General features: G+C 72.2%; 17 protein-coding genes. 8 read left to right on the top strand and 9 right to left on the bottom strand.

Going from position 1 to position 20,229, the window contains the following annotated elements:
- Nucleotides 1-281 precede the first annotated feature (281 nt).
- Nucleotides 282-1,523, top strand: a complete 1,242-nt coding sequence (locus tag ACFFRH_RS19825) for a type 2 periplasmic-binding domain-containing protein (protein ID WP_344748270.1) — start codon at nucleotides 282-284, stop codon at nucleotides 1,521-1,523.
- A 367-nt stretch (nucleotides 1,524-1,890) separates the two neighbouring features.
- Entirely contained in the window at nucleotides 1,891-3,117 is a 1,227-nt protein-coding gene (locus tag ACFFRH_RS19830; protein ID WP_344748269.1) for a saccharopine dehydrogenase family protein, read from the top strand.
- A 34-nt stretch (nucleotides 3,118-3,151) separates the two neighbouring features.
- Here the strand turns inward: ACFFRH_RS19830 and ACFFRH_RS19835 are convergent, their stop codons facing one another.
- The 4 genes from ACFFRH_RS19835 to gabT form a co-directional block, all read right to left on the bottom strand.
- Nucleotides 3,152-4,405, bottom strand: coding sequence for an RNA polymerase sigma factor (locus ACFFRH_RS19835; RefSeq protein WP_386158450.1), 1,254 nt, complete (start codon nucleotides 4,403-4,405; stop codon nucleotides 3,152-3,154).
- Nucleotides 4,402-4,755 carry a YciI family protein gene (locus tag ACFFRH_RS19840; RefSeq protein WP_386158962.1) on the bottom strand — a complete coding sequence of 118 codons (354 nt, stop codon included), beginning with the start codon at nucleotides 4,753-4,755 and terminating at the stop codon, nucleotides 4,402-4,404. The genes ACFFRH_RS19835 and ACFFRH_RS19840 overlap by 4 nt, the downstream gene beginning before the upstream one ends.
- A gap of 507 nt (nucleotides 4,756-5,262) precedes the next feature.
- Nucleotides 5,263-5,505: a hypothetical protein gene (locus ACFFRH_RS19845; protein ID WP_386158453.1), complete on the bottom strand. Its 243-nt coding sequence runs from the start codon at nucleotides 5,503-5,505 to the stop codon at nucleotides 5,263-5,265.
- A 245-nt stretch (nucleotides 5,506-5,750) separates the two neighbouring features.
- On the bottom strand, nucleotides 5,751-7,103 hold the full coding sequence (gene gabT, locus ACFFRH_RS19850) for a 4-aminobutyrate--2-oxoglutarate transaminase (RefSeq protein WP_386158456.1): 1,353 nt from the start codon (nucleotides 7,101-7,103) through the stop codon (nucleotides 5,751-5,753).
- A 98-nt stretch (nucleotides 7,104-7,201) separates the two neighbouring features.
- Between gabT and ACFFRH_RS19855 the strand changes: the two genes are divergently transcribed.
- The gene (locus ACFFRH_RS19855) at nucleotides 7,202-8,662 is read left to right on the top strand and encodes a PucR family transcriptional regulator (protein WP_386158459.1); all 1,461 of its coding nucleotides are present in this window, start codon (nucleotides 7,202-7,204) and stop codon (nucleotides 8,660-8,662) included.
- 299 nt (nucleotides 8,663-8,961) lie between these two features.
- On the opposite strand, the gene ACFFRH_RS19860 is transcribed toward ACFFRH_RS19855, so the two are convergent.
- Entirely contained in the window at nucleotides 8,962-9,597 is a 636-nt protein-coding gene (locus tag ACFFRH_RS19860) for a TetR/AcrR family transcriptional regulator (protein WP_344748266.1), read from the bottom strand.
- 212 nt (nucleotides 9,598-9,809) lie between these two features.
- On the opposite strand from ACFFRH_RS19860, the gene ACFFRH_RS19865 reads away from it, so the two are divergent.
- Complete coding sequence (locus ACFFRH_RS19865) at nucleotides 9,810-11,237, top strand: aldehyde dehydrogenase family protein (RefSeq protein ID WP_344748265.1); 1,428 nt, start codon at nucleotides 9,810-9,812, stop codon at nucleotides 11,235-11,237.
- Nucleotides 11,238-11,308: 71 nt separating this feature from the next.
- Here the strand turns inward: ACFFRH_RS19865 and ACFFRH_RS19870 are convergent, their stop codons facing one another.
- Nucleotides 11,309-12,367, bottom strand: a complete 1,059-nt coding sequence (locus ACFFRH_RS19870) for a trypsin-like serine peptidase (RefSeq protein WP_344748264.1) — start codon at nucleotides 12,365-12,367, stop codon at nucleotides 11,309-11,311.
- 53 nt (nucleotides 12,368-12,420) lie between these two features.
- Nucleotides 12,421-13,560, bottom strand: a complete 1,140-nt coding sequence (locus ACFFRH_RS19875) for a trypsin-like serine peptidase (protein WP_344748263.1) — start codon at nucleotides 13,558-13,560, stop codon at nucleotides 12,421-12,423.
- Between the two features lie 224 nt (nucleotides 13,561-13,784).
- Here ACFFRH_RS19875 and dxr point away from each other — a divergent pair, with 224 nt between their 5' ends.
- The 4 genes from dxr (at nucleotide 13,785) to ACFFRH_RS19895 (ending at nucleotide 18,996) form a co-directional block, all read left to right on the top strand.
- Nucleotides 13,785-14,969 carry a 1-deoxy-D-xylulose-5-phosphate reductoisomerase gene (gene dxr, locus ACFFRH_RS19880; protein WP_344748262.1) on the top strand — a complete coding sequence of 395 codons (1,185 nt, stop codon included), beginning with the start codon at nucleotides 13,785-13,787 and terminating at the stop codon, nucleotides 14,967-14,969.
- Nucleotides 14,970-15,004: 35 nt separating this feature from the next.
- Entirely contained in the window at nucleotides 15,005-16,174 is a 1,170-nt protein-coding gene (gene ispG, locus ACFFRH_RS19885) for a flavodoxin-dependent (E)-4-hydroxy-3-methylbut-2-enyl-diphosphate synthase (RefSeq protein WP_386158464.1), read from the top strand.
- A gap of 308 nt (nucleotides 16,175-16,482) precedes the next feature.
- Nucleotides 16,483-18,093 carry an alpha/beta hydrolase gene (locus tag ACFFRH_RS19890; protein ID WP_386158467.1) on the top strand — a complete coding sequence of 537 codons (1,611 nt, stop codon included), beginning with the start codon at nucleotides 16,483-16,485 and terminating at the stop codon, nucleotides 18,091-18,093.
- A 60-nt stretch (nucleotides 18,094-18,153) separates the two neighbouring features.
- The gene (locus tag ACFFRH_RS19895; RefSeq protein WP_386158470.1) at nucleotides 18,154-18,996 is read left to right on the top strand and encodes a GNAT family N-acetyltransferase; all 843 of its coding nucleotides are present in this window, start codon (nucleotides 18,154-18,156) and stop codon (nucleotides 18,994-18,996) included.
- A gap of 33 nt (nucleotides 18,997-19,029) precedes the next feature.
- Here the strand turns inward: ACFFRH_RS19895 and ACFFRH_RS19900 are convergent, their stop codons facing one another.
- The gene (locus tag ACFFRH_RS19900) at nucleotides 19,030-19,407 is read right to left on the bottom strand and encodes a DUF3037 domain-containing protein (protein WP_386158473.1); all 378 of its coding nucleotides are present in this window, start codon (nucleotides 19,405-19,407) and stop codon (nucleotides 19,030-19,032) included.
- Nucleotides 19,404-20,222: a HipA family kinase gene (locus tag ACFFRH_RS19905; RefSeq protein ID WP_344748259.1), complete on the bottom strand. Its 819-nt coding sequence runs from the start codon at nucleotides 20,220-20,222 to the stop codon at nucleotides 19,404-19,406. Before ACFFRH_RS19905 ends, ACFFRH_RS19900 begins: the two co-directional genes overlap by 4 nt.
- Nucleotides 20,223-20,229: the final 7 nt, after the last annotated feature.

The raw sequence follows: 20,229 nt of genomic DNA on the forward strand, positions 1-20,229 counted from the left end.
AGGGCGTCCACTTCTACACCCGGGGCAAGGTCGTCACCTCCCGCTGGCTCGACCCCAGCCACGGCGGCGTCAACCTCGGCTTCCCCACCAACGGGTAACCTCCGGACCGCGAGCCCGCGCCCCTCCTGCCGGGGCGCGGGCCTCGCGTATTCTCCGGCCTCCTCCGGTGTCCGCGATTCCTCCGGTGCGACGTGCGGGGCGGTGCGTTCACCGGCCCCCGGGGCGGGCGATCGGCCGGTAGGCTCCCGGGCAGATCGGTGGCGACGTCGGGAGGAAACCTCGTGGGCCTCGTGGGCAGGGACAGGCTCCGCCGGGCGCGTCTCGGAGCGCTGCTGGGAGCGGGAGGGCTGGTGCTCGCCGCCTGCGCCCAGGCGGGAGCCGCGACCGCGGCCGGGCCGCTGCGCGGCCCCTCACCCTCCGCCACGCCCGTGACATCCACCTCCGGCCCCGGCGCGACCCCCGGCTCGACGGCGACACCCGCTCCGGCGCCGTCGGCGTCCATCGGCAAGGGCGAGGGCACGCTCCAGGTGCTGACCTTCCAGGGGTACGTCGAGTACGGCGGGACCAGCTCGCGGGCCAACTGGCTCGCGCCCTTCGAGCGGGAGACCGGCTGCGTCGTCAAGCTCGACCGGGTCCGTACGAGCGAGGAGATGGCCGCCAGGTTCGCCACGGGCGCCTACGACGCCGTCTCGCCCGCCCCGGACCTGGCCGGTCAGCTGGTCGCGCAGGGGAAGGTCGCGCCCCTGGACACGAGGCTGGTCGCGGGCTACAAGCACATCCCCAAGCGCCTGCGCGAGCTGCCCGGCCTGCGCGAGGACGGCAAGGTCTACGGGATCCCCTACCTGTGGGGGGTCAACCAGGTGGTCCACGAGGGGGACGGGCCCGGCGGGCCGGCGGCGCTCTACGGAGCGGCTCCGGCGGCGATCAGGAACAGCCCGCTGAGCATCGCCGACGCCGCGCTCGCCCTCGGCCGGACGCGCCCGGAGCTGAAGGCCGAGGATCCGTTCCAGCTCACCCCCGCCCAGCTCGACGCCGCCGTGAAGCTCCTCGCCGAGGGTGACGGCCCCGACCGGGTCTACTGGGACGGCTCCCTCGAACTGGTCAGGGCCCTGTCGGCGGGGCCGGTGCGGATCGCCCAGGCCCTCCCGTACCACCTGGACCTCTTCCGGCGCGCGGGCCGGCCGATGAAGGCGCAGGCGGGAGTGCCGGTGACCGGGTGGGTCGACTCGTGGATGCTCGCGGCGAGGCCCGCCAGCCCGAACTGCGCCTACCGGTGGCTGAACTGGGTGAGTTCGGCGTCGGCGCAGCGCCCCGCCGCGGCCTGGACCGGGCTCGCCCCGGCCAACCCGGAGGCGTGCGGCGGGCACGCGCGCCGGATGTGCGAGGTATACCGCGTGCGTGACAGCCGGTGGCTGCGCGACATCCGCTTCGCGGCCCGTCCGACGCGCGACTGCGGGGGGCGGGGCGGGGAGTGCACCGACTACACCGACTGGGCGGAGCGCTGGAAGCAACTCGTGAAGTGACCGGTTCCCCACCGGTTCCGGGCCTGACGGGTCGGGGCTCGACGGGTCCGGGCCTGACGGGTCGGGTTCCGGCGGATCGGGTCTTGACGGGGCCGGTTCCGACGGGTCCGGTTCGGGCCTGACTGGTTTCCCGCGGGGCCGCTCCCGACGGGTCAGGTCCTGGTGGGGCCGATCCCGATGGGCGGGTTCGCGCCCGGCGGGCCGCGGGCCCGTCGTCCTCCTCGCGTGCGCTCTTTCCTCGACATGCCCGTATATCCCGTGTTTGGCCGCGCTTTTCGTTGTCTTGATCGCTTTCGACGATGGATTCGGTGGGAAAATCATGGCCCGTCTATCGACTGGTCAACCAGTCAGTGGGTAGGCTACCGGCATGAGAATCCTTCTTGTTGGAGCGGGCGGCGTCGGATCCGCCGTCGTGCCGATCGCCGCACGCCGAGATTTCTTCGAACACATCGTGGTCGCCGACTCCCAACAGGACCGGGCCGCCGCCGTCGTGGCCAAGATCGCGGATTCGCGCTTCAGCGCCATCGGGCTGGACGCCTCCGACCGGGCCGCGGTCGAGGCCGCCCTCGCCGAGCACCGCTGCGACGTGCTCTTCAACGCGGTGGACCCCCGTTTCACCATGTCCCTGTTCGAGGCGGCGCTCAACGCCGGGGCCCGCTACCTCGACATGGCGATGTCGCTGTCGCGGCCCCACCCGCGCAGGCCGTACGAGCTGACCGGGGTGAAGCTCGGCGACGAGCAGTTCGCCCTCGGTGAGGCCTGGCGGGAGAAGGGCGGGCTCGCGCTGGTCGGCATGGGCGTGGAGCCGGGGCTGGCCGACGTGTTCGCGCGCTACGCCGCCGAGCACCTGTTCGAGACCATCGAGGAGATCGGCATCCGCGACGGCTCCAACCTGGTGGTCGACGGCTACGACTTCGCGCCGACGTTCTCCATCTGGACGACCATCGAGGAGTGTCTCAACCCGCCGGTGATCTGGGAGAACGGTGCCTGGCACACCACCGAGCCGTTCAGCGAGCCCGAGATGTTCGACTTCCCCGAGGGGATCGGGCCGGTGGAGTGCGTCAACGTCGAGCACGAGGAGGTGCTCCTCGTGCCCCGCTACATCGACGCCAAGCGGGTGACGTTCAAGTACGGCCTGGGCGAGGAGTTCATCGGGGTGCTGAAGACCCTGCACAAGCTCGGCCTGGACAACGCGGACAAGATCAAGGTGGGCGGCGTCGAGGCCTCGCCGCGCGACGTGGTCGCGGCCAGCCTCCCCGACCCGGCCACGCTCGGCGACCGGATGCGGGGCAAGACCTGCGCGGGGACCTGGGTGAAGGGCGTGGGCAAGGACGGCGCGCCGCGCGAGGTCTACCTCTACCACGTGGTCGACAACGAGTGGTCGATGCGGGAGTACGGCTGCCAGGCCGTGGTCTGGCAGACGGCCGTGCACCCGGTGGTCGCCCTGGAGCTACTGGCCACCGGCGCCTGGTCGGGCAGCGGGGTGCTCGGCCCCGAGGCGTTCGACGCGGTGCCCTTCCTGGAGTTGCTCAACGCCTACGGCTCGCCGTGGGGCATGCGCGACGAGACCACCAGGACGCTCTTGTCCGCCTGACGCCCGCTTCGTGTGCTTACTTGGTAAAGGCCGCCTACGGTGCCGAACGTGTGAGCCGGGCGGCCCTGCCCTCCAGATAGCGCTGCTCGGGAAGACTGGTGGTGCGGCGCGCGGCCTCCCGGTAGCCGGCGCGGGCGGCCTCGCGGTCACCGGCCGTCTCCAGCAGGTGCGCGCGCACCGCGTGCAGGCGGTGGTGCCCGGCCATCCGGTCGTCGGCCTCCAGGGTCTTGAGCAGGTCGAGCCCGGCCCCCGGCCCCTCCACCATCGCGAGCGCGACGGCGTGGTTGAGCGTGACCATCGGGTTGGGGGCGAGACGTTCGAGCAGCCGGTACAGCGCGAGGATCTGCGGCCAGTCCGTCTCCTCCGCGCGCGCCGCCTCGGCGTGCACCGCGGCGATCGCGGCCTGGAGCTGGTACGGGCCGAGCGGGGCCCGTACCAGCGCGCCGGTGACGAGCGCCACCCCCTCGGCGATCGACGTCCCGTTCCACAGGCTCCGGTCCTGCTCGGCGAGCGGGATGAGCGTGCCGCCGGGGCCGGTGCGCGCCGGCCGCCGGGCGTCGGTGAGCACCATGAGGGCGAGCAGCCCGGTCACCTCGCCGTCGTCGGGCAGCAGCCCGTGCACCGCGCGGGTGAGCCTGATCGCCTCGCCGGTCAGCTCGCGGCGCTGCAGGTCCGGGCCCGAGGTGGCCGTGTAGCCCTCGTTGAAGATCAGGTAGAGCACGTGCAGGACCACCCGCAGCCGCTCGGCCCGCTCGGGCTCGGGAGGCAGCGCGAAGGGGACGGCCGTGCTCCTGATCCGCTGCTTGGCCCGGCTGATGCGCTGGGCCATGGTCGCCTCGGGGACGAGGAAGGCGTGGGCGATCTGCGCGGTGGTCAGGCCGCCGACGGCCCGCAGGGTGAGCGCGATCTGCGAGGCGGGGGTGAGGGCGGGATGGCAGCACAGGAACAGCAGGGTGAGGGTGTCGTCCCGCGCGCCGGTGGGTTCGGCGTCGGCGGCGGGCGACAGGAACTCGTCGGCGGGCGCCCGCGCCGCGACCATGCTCTCCCTGCGGTTGCGCGCGTACTCGCTGCGCAGCTCGTCGGTGAGCCTGCGGGACGCGACCGTGATCAGCCAGCCTCGGGGATTGTCCGGCAGGCCCTGCTCGGGCCACTGCAGGGCGGCGGCCAGCAGCGCCTCCTGCACGGCGTCCTCGCACGCGTCGAAGTGCCCGTAGCGCCGGACGAGCACGCCGAGGACCTGCGGCGCGAGCTCGCGCAGCAGGTCCTCGGCCTTGGTGGGAGCGGTCACGCCTCGATGCCGGCCGAGTCCATGATCGGGCGTAGCTCCATCGCGCACAGCCGGGCGTCCGGCCAGCGCGCGGCGATCTCGATCGCCCGCTCGGGGGTCTCGCAGTCGATCACGCAGTATCCGGCCAGGTGCTCCTTCGCCTCCAGGAACGGCCCGTCCGTGGTCGCGGGGGCGCCGTCACGCACCTTCACGGTCTTGGTCTGCGAGGGATCGGCCAGCGCCTGCCCGCCGACCCACTCCCCGGAGTCGGCGAGCTCCTTCATGATGGCCCCGGCCTCGCCCATCAGACCTTCGATCTCCTCCTTGGAGAGGCTCTCCCAGATCGCGGGGTTGCTGTAGATCAGCAGCATGTACTTCACGGTCTCGCTCCTCGTGCTCACGGCGCCCGGCGCGGGCGCCTCTCACAGGCAGGTCGGAGCGGAGGGGCCGGTCTCGACATCCGTCCGCGCGGGAAAGGCGGTTCTCGCCTTCCAGGGGGCGCGGGTGCCGTTCCCGGCCGTACGGCGGTCCGATCCCGGGCGTGCTCCGGTGCTCCGATGTCTCGATGTCTCGCTGGGGAGAAACTACCGGAGTGGGCCGCTTCGGATGGAACGCCGGACGGGTCGCCCGTGGCGGGCCATCGGGTGAGCAGGTTCGGGCCGGCCGTCGGGCCGGTCGCCCGCGGCGGACCGCCGAGGGGACAGGTCTCGGCGGTCCGTCGGGTGGATCGTTTTCCGCAGGCCGCGACGTGGGACGGGACATGGGACGGGACGTGGACCGTGAGATGGGCCGGGTTCCGGTGGCCGGCGCGGGGCTCGTGGGCCCGCACCGGCGGCCCGGGGGGATCGGAACGCGGGGAGGTCCGAAACTCCGGGGGGTCAGAAGAAGGCCACGCGCTGGGGACGGGAGCGGGTGTCGTCCTGCTGCGGCAGCAGCGCGTCGGCACACTCCGGGCAGGCGAAGAGGGCTGTGCCGTCGGGAAGGCGGCCGATCCTGGTCCGCGGCCGGGGCCACTTCTTGTGGCAGGCCACGCAGGCGTCGCCCTCACGCTGGGTGCGGGTCAGCCCCTCGGGATCGAAGGTCATCGTGACGTGTGCCGTTCTGGGCGGCCCCCAGTTCATGCTAAATACCTCCAGCGTGGTGACCCCTTGTTTTCTCCCGTGGCTCGGCCGCGGGGAGGACGTCGACACGTTTCCTGTGTTGATCGCATACTTTCTTGTCGGAACCGTTATAACGCGGTCGCAGCCCGTGATCGCTGTGGCGGATGTCAAGCGGGGGTTAAATCACGGCCTACATGCGAGCCGCATAACGGCAAAAGGGACACTCGGCATCAAGCCGGGTGCCCCTTTTGGTGCGTTCTAAACGGTCAGACCTCGTTCACGGCCTTCTCCAGGATCGCGAGCCCCTCCTCCAGGAGGTGGTCGGGGATGACCAGCGGAGGCAGGAAGCGCAGCACGTTGCCGTACGTGCCGGCGGTCAGCACGACCAGGCCCTCGGCGTGGCACCTTCTGGCGATCTCGCCCGCCGCCGTGGGGTGCGGCTCCTTGGTGCCGGGGACGACCAGCTCGATGGCGATCATGGCGCCCCGGCCGCGCACGTCGCCGATCACCGGGTTCCGCTCGGCCAGGGCACGCAGCCGGGGGAGCATGATCTCGCCGACGCGGCGGGCCTTCCCGGTCAGGTCGTCGGCCTCGATGCTCTCCAGCACGCCCAGCGCCGCCTCGCAGGCGAGCGGGTTGCCGCCGTAGGTGCCGCCGAGGCCGCCCACGTGGACCTTGTCGAGGATCTCGGCGCGGCCGGTGACGGCGGCCAGCGGCAGGCCGCCCGCGATGCCCTTGGCGGTGACGATGATGTCGGGCACGATGCCCTCGTCCTCGCAGGCGAACAGGTGGCCGGTACGGGAGAAGCCGGTCTGGACCTCGTCGGCGACGAAGACGATGCCGTTGGCGCGGCAGAACTCCAGGATCCTCGGCATGAAGCCCTTGGCGGGCTCGATGAAGCCGCCCTCGCCCGCGATCGGCTCGATCACCACGGCGGCGACGTTCTCGGCGCCGATCTCCTTGGTGATCTGGTCGATCGCCTGGGCCGCGGCCTCCTCGGCGCAGTTCTCCGGGCCGGTGGGCCAGCGGAACGGGTAGGCCAGCGGCACCCGGTAGACCTCGGGGGCGAACGGGCCGAAGCGGTGCTTGTACGGCATGTTCTTGGCCGTCAGCGTCATCGTCAGCAGGGTCCGGCCGTGGTAGCCGTGCTCGAAGACGACGACCGCCTGGCGGCCGGTGGCGTGGCGGGCGACCTTGACCGCGTTCTCCACGGCCTCGGCGCCGCTGTTGAGCAGGAAGGTGCGCTTCTCGTGGTCGCCGGGGGTGATCTCGTTGAGCTTCTCGGCGACCCGCACGTACGACTCGTACGGCGTGACCATGAAGCAGGTGTGGGTGAAGTCCGCCACCTGCCTGCGCACCCGCTCGACGACGCGCGGGGCGGAGTTGCCGACGCCGGTCACCGCGATGCCGGATCCGAAGTCGATCAGCGAGTTGCCGTCGGCGTCGACCACGACACCGCCTCCGGCGTGCGTCACGAAGACGGGCAGCGTGGTGCCGATGCCCGGGGGTACGGCGGCCTGCTTGCGCGCGAGCAGCTCGCGGGACCTCGGGCCGGGGATCTCGGTGACGAGGCGGCGCTCCTGCGGAAGCGAGGGGCCGCCCTCGGTGACGGTGCTCATGATGTGAAGCTATGTCGCGAATGCCGGTGTGCCGATGATGCACTATGGCAAAATTGCCAGCAGCGGAATAGACATAACGTACAAAAAGGGGGGTGGCGGTGGCGCCGACGTTGAGTACCGTCGTGCGGCGGCTGCCGCTCGGGCTCGTCGTGCTCGCCGGTGAGGAGGCGCTCGACCGGCCGCTGCGCTGGGTGGCGGTGAGCGAGCTGGAGGACCCCACCCCGTTCCTCGAAGGCGGTGAGCTGGTCCTCACCACGGGCATGCGCCTGGACGCCCGCAACGCCGGCCCCTACGTCGAGCGCCTGGTCGCCAGGGGGGTCGCCGGGCTCGGGTTCGGCGTCGGGCTCGGACACGAGACGATCCCCGAGGCGCTGGTCGAGGCCGCCGCGCGGGCCGGGCTGCCGCTGGTCGAGGTGCCGCGCGACACCCCGTTCGTCGCCATCGGCAAGGCGGTCAGCGAGCTGATCGCCGCCGAACAGTACGACGAGCTCAGCAGGGCCTTCGCCGCCCAGGGCCGCCTCACCCGCGCCGCGCTGCGCCCGGAGGGCCCCCGCGCGGTGATCGACCGCCTGGCCCGCGAGCTGGGCGGCTGGGCGATCCTGCTCGACGAGGCGGGGGCCGTACGGCACCTGGCGGGCGGGGGCGCGGCGGCGGCCGCAGGGGACCTCGGCCCCGAGCTGGAGCGGCTGAGAAGGATCACGAGCCAGGGCGCTCCCGCGAGCGTGGCCCTCTCCTCGCCCGAGGAGCACGTCATCGTACGGCCGCTCGGGGCCCGCCGGATCAGGGGGTTCCTCGCCGTCGGCATCGGCCGGTCCTTCACCCCGGTCGCGCACACCGTGGTCAACGCGGCCGCGTCCCTGCTGACGCTCGCCGTCGAGCACGGCGGGGAGTACCTGGCCGCCGAGCGCCGGGTCCGCTCCGCGGTGCTGCGGCTGCTGCTGGCCGGGCAGGTCGACGCCGGGCGCGAGACGCTGGAACGGCTGGGAGAGCGGCTCGACGGCGGGCCGCTGGTGGTGGTCGTCTGCTCCGGAGAGCCGGAGGCGCTGCTGGAGGCCGCCGGGGGCGAGTTCGCGGCGGCCGACGGCGACAGGGTGGTTTTGCTGGTCCCGGCCCCGCGGGCCGGTGCCGTGGCCGCGAGGCTCGGCGGGCACGGCCTCGTCGGCGTCGGGGATCCGGTGGGTCTCGGCGACCTGCGCGCGGGACTCGACCAGGCCGACCGGGCGCTCGCCGCGGCCGGGCGCGGCACCGCGCGGGTGGTGCGCTTCGCCGACCTGGCGGGTCAGGGGCTGCTCTCCCTGCTCGACCCCGGCGTGGCGGAGGCGTTCTCCTCGGCACTGCTCGCCCCGCTCAGGCAGTACGGCTCGCGCGCTGACCTGCTGGGCTCGTTGCGCGCCTACCTGGACTGCAACGGCCACTGGGACGCGGCGGCGCAGCGGCTCGGGGTGCACCGCCACACCCTGCGCTACCGCATGCGCCGGGTCGCGGAACTGGTCGGCCGCGACCTTGAGGATCCCGCGGTCCGCGCCGAGCTCTGGGTCGCCCTGGCCGTCGCCAGGTGACCGGCGGCCGCGCGCCCGAGGACCTGGCGACGGCCGGGGCGGGGGAGGGTTCCGCGGGACCCGGGCGGTGATCGGCCGGGCGCGCGGGGATCGGGCGGGGAGCGGTCGGGCTCGTGGGACTCGGGCGGGGGCGGCCGGGCGCGCGGGGATCGGGCTTGGGCTCGGGCTGGTCGGGGCCGCGGGAGTCGGGCTGACCGGGTTCGCCGAAGGGCGCCGTCGGGATCGGTGGCGGTCAGCGGTCTTGTCCGGAGGGCGCGGCCGGGATCGGTGGCGGTCAGCGGTGCTGTCCGGGGGCGCCGTCAGGATCGGTGGCGGTCGACGACCAGGTAGCGGGAGATGACGGCGTACGTGACCGTGTCGTAGGTGTTGCTGTCGCGCAGGTGCCCGGCACGTTCCAGACTGATGGCTCCCTGGGCGGCGGCCCACACCGCGTCGGCGATCTTCCTGGGCTGGGTGGGGACGATGTATCCGGCCGAGATGCAGTCGGCGATCACCCGGTCGATGATGTTCAGCGCCGCGCGGGCGAGGGTCCTGGCCCGCTCACTGGGCACGAAGCCGGGGATCGCGCGCTCGAACATCAGGGCGTAGTAGCCCGGCTCGTCCAGCGCGGCCTCCCGGTAGACGGGACCCAGCGCGATGAGGTGCTCCAGCGCGTCCTTGCGCGAGGGCACGGCCTCCAGGCGGCGCCGGAAGCGCTCGAAGCCCTCCAGGTACAGCGCCTCGGCCAGGCCCTCCTTGCTGCCGAACATGGTGTAGATGACGGTCGTCGAGCATCCGGCCTCGGTGGCGATGCGGCGCATCGACAGGCTCTCCGGCCCGATGGTGACCAGCAACTGGCTGGCGACGTCGAGCAGCCTGGTGCGGAGCTGGTCCTGGGACGCCCGCTCACCGACCAGATAGGCACCCTGAAGGCCGCGCGGCGCCGAGGAGGTCATGCGCCCACGCCCTTCCGCTCTCATCGTCCATCCGGTGACTTAGCCACGCTCGGGATCATTCAAACCGGCGCCTTGTAAGGAATATCCCCGAATACCCCTGTTTCCGTTACAGGGGTTGGAGGGTGGATTTTATGCGGAACGGTGTGTCACTCCGGGGCTGTTGTGCGGAGTGGAGTAAGGCCGCCCCCATGCCGGTGACATAGCGTCGGGGTATGGACGTGCGCCCCTTCTGGCTCGCCGGACGCCCCGCCACGGGCGAGGCCGAGCTCACCGTGACCAACCCGCATGACGGCCGCGTCGTCGCCGTCTGCTCCGTGCCGACCGACGAGCAGGTCGAGGAGGCCGTCGCCGCCGCGGCGGCCGTGCGGAAACAGGCGGCCGCGCTCCCGATCCACGTGCGGGCCGAGGCCCTCGCGCACGTCTCACGCCGCCTGGCCGAGCGCGCCGACGAGATCGCCGCCCTGATCACCGCCGAGAACGGCAAGCCGATCTTCTGGGCCCGCGGCGAGGTCGGCCGCGCGGTCTCCACCTTCAGGTTCGCGGCCGAGGAGACCCGCCGTCTCGGCGGAGAGACCGTGCGCCTGGACACCGAGGCCGCTTCCGCGGGCCGTCTCGCCTACGTCTCACGTGTCCCGTACGGCCCGATCCTGGGCATCAGCCCGTTCAACTTCCCGCTCAACCTGGTGGCGCACAAGGTGGCCCCGGCCATCGCCGTCGGGGCTCCGATCGTCCTCAAGCCCGCCCCGGCGACGCCGGTCTCCTCACTGGTGCTGGGGGAGATCCTGGCCGAGACCGACCTGCCCGAGGGCATGTTCTCCGTGCTCCCGGTGTCCAACGACCGCGCCGGCGCGCTGGTCGAGGACCCGCGCCTGCCGGTCGTCTCCTTCACGGGCTCGGCACCCGTGGGGTACGCGATCATCGACCGGGTCCCGCGCAAGCACGTGACCCTGGAACTCGGCGGCAACGCCGCCGCGGTCGTGCTCGCCGACGCCGACCTCGACTGGGCCGCCTCGCGGATCGCGCTGTTCTCCAACTACCAGGCCGGTCAGAGCTGCATCGCCGTCCAGCGGGTGATCGTCGAGGCGTCGGTCCACGACGACTTCGTGGCCCGGCTCGTCCCGGCCGTCGAGGCACTGGTCACCGGCGACCCCGCCGACGAGAAGACGCAGGTCGGCCCGCTCGTGTCGGCCGAGGCCGCCGAGCGGGTGGAGCGGTGGGTCGGCGAGGCCGTCTCGGCCGGCGCCCGCCTGCTGACCGGCGGCACCCGCGAGGGCACCACCTTCGCGCCGACCGTGCTCGCCGACGCGCCGGCCGACGCCAAGGTCTCCCGCGAGGAGGTCTTCGGCCCGGTGATGGTGGTCCAGAAGGTGTCCGGGGTGGACGAGGCGTTCGCCGCGGTCAACGACTCCAGGTACGGGCTGCAGGCCGGGGTGTTCACCCGCAGCCTCGACAACGCCTTCCGGGCCAACCGGGAGCTGGAGGTCGGCGGTGTGATCATCGGTGACGTGCCGTCGTACCGGGCCGACCAGATGCCCTACGGAGGGGTGAAGGACTCGGGGGTCGGCCGCGAGGGCCTCCGCTCGGCCATCGCCGACTTCACCTACGAGAAGGTCATGGTCCTCACCGGCCTGACCCTCTGATCCACCTGCGGGAAGGTCACGGTCCTCACCGGACCTGACCTTCCAGGACCGGCCGCGCCTCCGCGCCGGGGTCATGACGTGGAGGCCGTGGTGTAGAGGGTCTTGGCGGAGGCGCCGAAGTAGGGGCCGTACATGGTGTGGCGGTCGTCGCTGTACTTGAAGCTGCTGACCGAGACGATCGTGCCCCGGCCGGTGGAGGGGTCGAAGCCGCTCAGCCACGGACCCCCGCTGGATCCGGCGGTCATGTCGCAGCGCATGCCCTGGTCGCCGGTCTGCCCGTTCGGGTCGTCGCGCAGCGGGCCCGCGCAGTAGACCAGGTGCTCGCCGTCGTAGGGCGAGTCGGCGGGGAAGCCGAAACCGCTGGCGAGGCGTCCCCGGGGGGCGTCGAAGGCGATGTCCTGGCCGCCGACGGCGTCGCCGAGGTGCCTGCCGCCGCTGGTGTCGACCGCCACCATGCCGATGTCGTGGCTGTCGTCGCCCTCGCGCGCCCAGGGGCCCGCGACGAACATGCGGCGCGCGGTGTACTGCCCGTACGGGCGGCGGCCCTGGGTGTATCCCGGGACGAAGGTCCAGTTGTCGGCCCAGGCGCCGGTGCCGTCCTTGACGCAGTGGCCCGCGGTCACCACCAGATCCTTGTTGGCGCTCCTGACCGAGCTGGCCGAGCACACGAAGTCGCTGCCCTTGATGGTGAGGAACACCCGCCCCGTGGTGCGCCCCACCGCCCCGCCGGAGGTCCAGCGGGCGCCCGCGGTGCGGGACGCGGCGCCGTGCGGGCTCCGGCGGGGGGCCACCCCCTGCCCGGCGGCCGAGAGCCGCCTGAGCATCCCGGTGACCTTGGCGAGCCGGTCGACGGGGAGCGCCGAGGCCATCCGGCGGGGGGTCCAGTAACCGAGCACGCGCTCCCGCTCCGACGCGGTGGGAGCGGTCGCGTGCTCGACGACGTCCGGCACGCCGGACGCCGAGCCTGCTCTCTGAACGGTTCTCTGAACGAAGGGTGTGACGAGGGTCTTCACGGCCCGTTGCCCGAACGCGGTGGCCGTCTGCCAGGTGGTCGTCGCGCCGGTCGTCGGGGCGCTCAGCAACCCGGCGACGAGCGGGGCGGCCGCAAGCAGGGGGAGGCTTGAGGTCATGAAACCCGAGTTTGCACTACGAGGGGTGTTCTTGTGATTACTTCTGGTGAATATCAGGGGGTGCCGGTGGTCTGGGCGGCCTCGTAGACGGCCTGCGCCTCGGTGCCGAAATAGGGGCCGAACATCCAGCCGGTGGCGAAGGAGTACTTGAAGCTGTTCACCGAGTTCAGGGTGCCCAGGCCGGTGTTCTCGTTGAAGTCGAGGAACCAGGGCCCGCCGCTCGACCCGCCGGTCATGTCGCAGTTCAGCCCGATGTCGCGGGACATCAGGAAGTCGTCGAACGCCCGCCCGGCGCAGTAGACCAGCTTGGAACCGTCGTACGGGGCCGCCGCCGGGTAGCCGAAGGAGTGCATCTGCCGGCGGCGCGCCTGGTTGAAGGAGACGCCTTGGCCGCCGACCACGTCGGTCAGCGACCTGCCGTTGAGCGGGGCCACCACGGCGGAGGCCACGTCGTAGTTGACGTCCTCGCTGTTGTTCCACTGCGGGGTGGTGTAGAGGGTGGTCGCCACCCAGGTGCCGTGCGGCCTTTCGCCGTTCCGGTACCCCGGCACGAACACCCAGTTGCCGTGGAAGGCGCCGCCCATCCGCACGCAGTGCCCCGCCGTGATCACGGTGCTCTTGTTCTCGCTGGTCACCGCGCTCGCCGAGCACGAGGCGTTGCGGCCCTGGTAGGTGAAGAACACGCGTCCCGCGGTCTTGACGATCGCCCCGCCCCGGGTCCACGCCGCGCCGGTGGAGGTGCGGGCGGCCGCCGAGCCCCTGGTGGCCGTGACGGTGTCGCCGTCGGGCTCGGTCGCCGGGACGGAGACGGGGTCGGCCGCGGCCTGGGCCGCGATCGCCCCCGCGGTGAGCCGGGCGCCGTCCTTCTCGGGGACGAGGGCGGCGAGCGGCTTGGCCGCCTCCATCTTCGCCTCGGTCCAGTAGCGCTGGACGGTCTGCTGCTCCTTCTTGGTGTCGGCCGCCTCCTTCTCGACCGGCTGGGGGACGGCCCGCGCCGAGGCGACGCCGCTTTCGTCCGCCGCCGTACCCCCGCCCGCTGTGACGCCCGCTGTGACGCCCGCCGTGACGCCCGTAGTGACGCCCGTAGTGACCGCCGTGGCCTCCGCCGTGGCGCCGTGCGCGATCGTCGTGGAGAGCAGGGTGCTTCCCGCGATGGCGGTGAGAACAGGGACGAGCCGTGCCTTGCGCCGCATATGTACCTCCCGAGGGCCTGTTGCTGTTTCGGGAAGCTAGTGCGCCGTACGTGCGCTTTTCTCAGGCTTTACAACTATTGATATGACGAAATTCGGACTTAAATACCGCCTTTTATCCCGTGTTCCACGCCTAACAGATTTTCGCCGTGATCCGGGCTGATCAAGAACGACGCGACCCGGTACGGCCGATTCGACAGCGCGGTCCGAGCCGGGAGAATGGGGCGGTGCAGCCAGACACCGTCCGTTCCGTCGTCCTGCTCGGCTCGACCGGGTCCATCGGGACCCAGTCCCTCGACGTCATCGCCCGCAACCCCGGCAGGTTCCGGGTGGCCGCGCTGGCCGCCTACGGCGGCCGGATCGACCTGCTGGCCAGGCAGGCGGCCGAGTTCCGGCCCGACGTGGTCGCCGTCGCCGACCCCGCCGCCGTGCCGGGGCTGCGCGAGGCCCTGACCTCGTACGGGGTGGACGCGCGGGTGCTGGCCGGGCCCGAGGGGGTGGCCGAGGCCGCCGCCTGGCCCGCCGACGTCGTCCTCAACGGCATCACCGGCGCGCTGGGGCTCACCTCCACGCTGGCCGCGCTGGAGGCCGGCCGGGTGCTCGCGCTCGCCAACAAGGAGTCGCTGATCGTCGGCGGGCCGCTGGTGAAGCGCCTGGCCAAGCCCGGCCAGCTGATCCCGGTCGACTCCGAGCACGCCGCGCTGGCCCAGTGCCTGTGGGCGGCCGGGCCCACCGGCCCCGACGCCTCCGCCGTGCGCCGCCTGGTCGTCACCGCGAGCGGCGGGCCCTTCCGCGGCAGATCGCGAGCGGACCTCGCGGACGTCACCCCCGAGCAGGCCCTCGCCCACCCCACCTGGTCGATGGGGCCGGTCATCACGGTGAATTCCGCCACACTCGTCAACAAGGGCCTTGAGGTCATCGAGGCCCATCTGCTCTTCGACATCGGCTTCGACCGCATCGAGGTCGTCGTCCACCCGCAGTCGGTCATCCACTCGATGGTCGAGTTCGTCGACGGCTCGACCATCGCCCAGGCCAGCCCGCCGGACATGCGCCTGCCCATCGCGCTCGCCCTCGGCTGGCCCGAGCGGGTCGCCGACGCCTCCCCGGCGGTCGACTGGACCACCGCCCACACCTGGACGTTCGAGCCGCTCGACGACGAGGCCTTCCCGGCCGTCGCGCTGGCCCGGCACGTCGGCGCGGCCGGCGGCACGGCCCCGGCCGTCTACAACGCCGCCAACGAGGTCTGCGTCGAGGCCTTCATGGCCGGGCGCCTGCCGTTCCCCGGCATCGTCGACACCGTGGCGGCGGTGGTCTCCGAGCACACCGTGACCGAGGCCGGATCGGTGGCCGAGGTGCTCGACGCCGACTCGTGGGCGCGGATACGGGCACGCGAGCTCACTGGGACTGCCTAGACTGATGAGTGTCGTCGACTCTTCAAGGGCTGAAAATGACTTCTGTTGCTCTCGGAATCCCGTCCGTAAGGACCAGGCCGATCGCCGAGCGACGCATATCCCGTCAGATCATGGTCGGTTCCGTCCCCGTGGGCGGGGACGCGCCGGTCTCCGTGCAGTCGATGACCACCACGGTCACCGCCGACGTCAACGCGACGCTCCAGCAGATCGCCGAGCTGACCGCCTCGGGCTGCCAGATCGTCCGGGTCGCCGTCCCCTCCCAGGACGACGCCGACGCGCTGCCGATCATCGCCAGGAAGTCGCAGATCCCGGTGATCGCCGACATCCACTTCCAGCCGAAGTACGTCTTCGCCGCGATCGAGGCGGGCTGCGCGGCGGTCCGGGTCAACCCCGGCAACATCAAGAAATTCGACGACAAGGTCGGTGAGATCGCGCGCGCGGCCGGCGAGCGCGGCGTGCCGATCCGGATCGGCGTCAACGCCGGCTCGCTCGACCCCCGCCTGCTCCAGAAGTACGGCAAGGCCACTCCCGAGGCGCTGGTGGAGTCGGCGCTCTGGGAGTGCTCGCTCTTCGAGGAGCACGGCTTCCGCGACATCAAGATCTCCGTCAAGCACAACGACCCGGTCGTGATGGTCCAGGCCTACCGCCTGCTCGCCGCCCGGTGCGACTACCCGCTGCACCTCGGCGTCACCGAGGCGGGCCCGGCCTTCCAGGGCACGATCAAGTCCGCGGTCGCGTTCGGGGCCCTGCTCGCCGAGGGCATCGGCGACACCATCCGGGTGTCGCTGTCCGCCCCTCCGGTCGAGGAGGTCAAGGTCGGCAACCAGATCCTGGAGTCGCTCAACCTGCGCGAGCGCGGCCTGGAGATCGTCTCCTGCCCCTCCTGCGGGCGCGCCCAGGTCGACGTCTACACCCTGGCCGAGCAGGTCCAGGCCGGGCTCGAAGGGCTGAAGGTCCCGCTGCGCGTCGCGGTGATGGGGTGTGTCGTCAACGGTCCCGGCGAGGCCCGCGAGGCCGACCTCGGCGTCGCGAGCGGCAACGGCAAGGGCCAGATCTTCGTCAAGGGCGAGGTCATCAAGACCGTCCCCGAGTCGCAGATCGTGGAGACCCTGATCGAGGAGGCCCTGCGTCTCGCCGAGGAGATGGGCGTGGAGGTCGATCTCGACGACGACGCCCCTGGCCCCCAGGTCGTCGTCGGCGCCTGACCCGCCGCTCGCCTCCTCGGCCGCCCGGCCACCGGGAGCCCGCCCGCTCGACCACACCGAACCGCCCGCCCCCGGCATCTCGCCGGGGTGCGGGCGGTTCCGCGTGACGGGTCCCCCTTCGCCGGGCCCGGACCGCCGGCGGAGGCGGGCCGGGTGCCGCCTCCCTGCGGCGGATCTTCGTCCGACCTCGCGTCATTACACTTAGCAATCATCTGACTACACTTTGCCAGGCATCCGGCTGTGTTCCGGATGATCGCGCCGCCCCCGGGAGACCATCGCCTCTGCCGTACGAGTAGGGGGACCACACAGTGAACAAGAGGGTCGTCGGGATCGCCGCGAGCATCGCGATGCTGGCCGTGGCGGTGGGGGTGCCGCAGGGGGCGGTGGCCCAGGAGAGACAGGAGCTGGTCTGGGGGCCCTGCGAGGGGGCGCCCCCGGCGGCCGGGGCGGTGTCCGCTCCCGCCGGACGGGTGGACAACCCGATGGAGTGCGCCACCCTGCGGGTGCCGCTCGACTACGCCAACCCGCAGCAGACCATCGGCATCGCCCTGAACCGGATCAGGGGGAAGGCCACCAACGACCGTCTCGGCGCGCTGCTGGTCAACCCGGGTGGCCCCGGGGCGTCGGGCCGCGACCTGGTCAAGGGCGTCGTGGCGGGGCTTCCCGAGGGCCTGGCCGACCGGTTCGACGTGATCGGCTTCGACCCGCGCGGGGTGGGGGCGAGCGAGCCCGCGCTGAGGTGCGTCGACCCCAAGGAGTACTACGAGGCGCCCCGCCCCGACCAGGTGCCGGTCACCAGGCGCGACGAGAGCGTGCTGATCGCGCGGGCCCGCAGGTACGCCCAGGCGTGCGGCGAGCGGTGGGGCTGGATGCTGCCGCACATGACCACCGAGAACTCCGCCAGGGACATGGACATGATCAGGGAGGCGCTCGGCGAGTCGAAGATCAGCTTCCTGGGTTACTCGTACGGGACCTACCTCGGCGCGGTCTACGCGACGCTCTTCCCCGACCGGCTCAAGCGTCTCGTCCTGGACAGCGTGGTCGATCCGCGCGGCATCTGGTACCGCTCGAACCTCGACCAGAGCATCGCCTTCCAGGACAGGCACAGGGACTTCCTGAAGTGGATCGCCCGCCACAACCCGGTCTACCGGCTCGGGGCCACCGAGAGGGCGGTCTCCTTCGCCTGGGACGCCATGCGGGACCGGCTGGGCGACCGTCCCGCCGGAGGGGTGGTCGGCCCGAGCGAGCTCGACGACGTCTACACCCTGGGCGGTTACTCCGACGTCATCTGGCCGCAACTGGCCAAGGCCTTCTCCGCCTACGTCAAGAAGGGGGAGACGGCCCCCCTGGTCAACACCTACCGCAAGCACGCGGTGAACGACGCCAAGGACGAGAACAGCTACGCGGTCTACCTCGCGGTGCAGTGCCGCGACGCCGCCTGGCCGCGCGATTGGTCCCGCTGGCGGACCGACATGACCAAGGCGAACGTCAAGGCGCCCTTCCTCACCTGGCCCAACGCCTGGTACAACGCGCCGTGCGCGTTCTGGCCCCAGCAGGCGGGTAGTCCCGTGCAGATCCGTGACAGCGCCGAGCTGCCGCCGATCCTGCTGATCCAGGGTGAGCGCGACGCCGCCACCCCGTACGTCGGCGCGGTGCGGATGCGCGCCCTGTTCCACCGCTCCCGGCTGCTCGCCGTGCCGGGCGGCAACCACGGGGTCGCGCTCAACGGGAACGCCTGCGTCGACCGGCGCCTGGCCGCCTACCTCAGGGAGGGCACCCTTCCCGGCGCTCGCCAGGCACCCTCCGGCGCCCCGGACGCCCGATGCCCGGGAATCCCCGCACCCGTACCGGTGGTCGCCCCCGTGACCGTCCGCGTGCCCGCCGGGCACACGGCGGGACGAGGTGACCGAAGCAGGTAGATGAGAGGCTCTGTGTTGGTTCCTGCCAAATTCGAGGGGGTCGCGTAGGCTGAGCACGTGATGCTGCGCACAACGGCGTCGCGCGTGCTCGACGACAACGATCGAGACGAGGTCCTGGCGCTCCTCGACACCGACCCCGTCGGCAATGTCTTCGTCGCCTCCAGGGTCCGTTCGGTCGGGCTCAATCCGGCCAGGCTCGGTGGCCAGATGTGGGGGTTCGGGCCGCGCGGTGGCCTGACCTCCGTCTGTTACGCCGGGGCGAACCTGGTTCCGGTCAACGCCGGTACGGACGCCGTCTACGCCTTCGCCGATCGCGCGCGCAAGCAGGGCCGCCGCTGCTCCTCGATCGTCGGCCCGGCGGACGCGGTGGAGGTGCTCTGGGAGAGGCTGGAGCCGCACTGGGGGGCCGCCCGCGCGATCCGCTGGGCGCAGCCGGTCATGGTGATCGCCGAGCCGTCGCCCGTCCCCCCCGACCCGCTGGTGCGGCGCGTCCGGCCCGACGAGTTCGACATCCTGCTCCCGGCCTGCGTGGCGATGTTCACCGAGGAGGTGGGCGTCTCCCCGGAGGCCGGGGACGGCGGAGCCCTCTACCGGTCCAGGGTCGCCGAGCTGATCAGGATCGGCAGGTCGTACGCCCGCATCGAGGGCGGCAAGGTCGTCTTCAAGGCGGAGATCGGCGCGGTGACGCCGCACGCCTGCCAGATCCAGGGGGTCTGGGTCCACCCCGACCTGCGCGGCCGTGGCCACGCGGTGGCCGGGATGGCCGCGGTCATCAAGCACGCGCTCGACTACTTCGCGCCGGTGGTGTCGCTGTACGTCAACGACTACAACGCCCCCGCCAGGGCCGCCTACCGCAGGGCCGGTTTCGTCGAGGTCGGCACGTTCATGTCCGTGCTCTTCTGAGGCGCCCGGTCAGGGTTCTTCCGAGGCGCCCGGTCAGGGGCTGCGGACCAGCCGGGTCACGAGGTGCTCCAGCTCCGCCTCCGGGTCCGCGGTGAGGCCGGCGTGGACCGGGCCGGTCTGCACGATCGTGCTGCGCGGGGCGGTCAGCCAGCGGAAGCGGCTGCCCAGCGACTCCCCGGTCAGGGGTCCGGAGTCACTGTCGCAGGAGCGCTGGTAGGCGCCGAGCGCGTGTCGTACCCCGTCGAGGTCCACGCCGGCGTCGAGGGCGCGCAGGCGCGCCTCGTCCAGCTCCACCCGGGCGCACAGGTAGTCGCGGGGCTGGCAGTACAGCAGCACGCCGGCGTTGATCAGCTCGCCGCGCTCCACGCGGGGGATGACCCGGATGACCGCGTACTCGTAGACGTCCTTCACCGGTTGTCCTTCCAGAACGCGCCCACCGAGCCGGTCTTCCTCTCCTGGTCCTGACGGGGCTCCTGGCCCGACGGCCGCGGCAGCCAGGTGCGCGGCCCCTGAGCGCGGGCCAGCAGGTGCTCGACGTACGCCTGCCGCACGGCCTGCGCCCCGTCGAACCCCGGCTCGTCCTCCAGCCACTCGTCGGGGACCTCGTCCACCACCCCGTCGAGCAGGTCTCTGGTGATCAGCTCGCTGAGCTCGGCGTCGGCCTCGGGCATCCGGGTGGCGAAGGGCGCCATGACGTGGTCGCCCGCGTCGAAGTCGCGCAACGGGTTGGCCGAGGGCCAGTTGTGGTGGAACCAGAGCGCCGCGCCGTGGTCGATCAGCCAGGTGTCGCCGTGCCACAGGAGCAGGTTCGGGTTGCGCCAGCTCCGGTCGACGTTGTGGATCAGCGCGTCGAACCACAGCAGGCGGGAGGCGAACTCCGGCTCGGGGGGCCAGGCCAGCGGCTCGAAGCCCAGCGCGCCCGGCAGGAAGTCGACCGCCAGGTTGTTGCCCTCGCTGGCCTTGAGCAGGTCCTGGATCTCCTCGTCGGGCTCGCGGGCGCCGAGCTGCGGATCGACGTCGATCACCTTCAGCTCGGGCGTGCGGAATCCCAGGCGCCGGGCCAGCCCGGCGGACACGATCTCCGCGACCAGGACCCGGCGACCCTGCCCGGCGCCGCGGAACTTCACGACGTGGGTGCCGAGGTCGTCCGCCTCCATCACCCCGGGCAGCGAGCCGCCCTCGCGCAGCGGTGTCACGTAACGGGTGGCTTTGATCGCTTCAAGCACCTCGCCA

The sequence above is a fragment of the Streptosporangium vulgare genome, assembly GCF_042428775.1.
GTDB lineage: Bacteria > Actinomycetota > Actinomycetes > Streptosporangiales > Streptosporangiaceae > Streptosporangium > Streptosporangium vulgare.

What these genes read in the sequence shown, in the direction of transcription:
- ACFFRH_RS19830 (WP_344748269.1), top strand. Translation starts at nt 1,891, where the DNA reads ATGAGAATCCTTCTTGTTGGAGCGGGCGGCGTCGGATCCGCCGTCGTG.
- ACFFRH_RS19840 (WP_386158962.1), bottom strand. Translation starts at nt 4,755, where the DNA reads ATGCTGCTGATCTACAGCAACCCCGCGATCTGGGAGAGCCTCTCCAAG.
- ACFFRH_RS19845 (WP_386158453.1), bottom strand. Translation starts at nt 5,505, where the DNA reads ATGAACTGGGGGCCGCCCAGAACGGCACACGTCACGATGACCTTCGAT.
- gabT (WP_386158456.1), bottom strand. Translation starts at nt 7,103, where the DNA reads ATGAGCACCGTCACCGAGGGCGGCCCCTCGCTTCCGCAGGAGCGCCGC.
- ACFFRH_RS19860 (WP_344748266.1), bottom strand. Translation starts at nt 9,597, where the DNA reads ATGACCTCCTCGGCGCCGCGCGGCCTTCAGGGTGCCTATCTGGTCGGT.
- ACFFRH_RS19865 (WP_344748265.1), top strand. Translation starts at nt 9,810, where the DNA reads ATGGACGTGCGCCCCTTCTGGCTCGCCGGACGCCCCGCCACGGGCGAG.
- ACFFRH_RS19870 (WP_344748264.1), bottom strand. Translation starts at nt 12,367, where the DNA reads ATGACCTCAAGCCTCCCCCTGCTTGCGGCCGCCCCGCTCGTCGCCGGG.
- ACFFRH_RS19875 (WP_344748263.1), bottom strand. Translation starts at nt 13,560, where the DNA reads ATGCGGCGCAAGGCACGGCTCGTCCCTGTTCTCACCGCCATCGCGGGA.
- ispG (WP_386158464.1), top strand. Translation starts at nt 15,005, where the DNA reads ATGACTTCTGTTGCTCTCGGAATCCCGTCCGTAAGGACCAGGCCGATC.
- ACFFRH_RS19895 (WP_386158470.1), top strand. Translation starts at nt 18,154, where the DNA reads ATGCTGCGCACAACGGCGTCGCGCGTGCTCGACGACAACGATCGAGAC.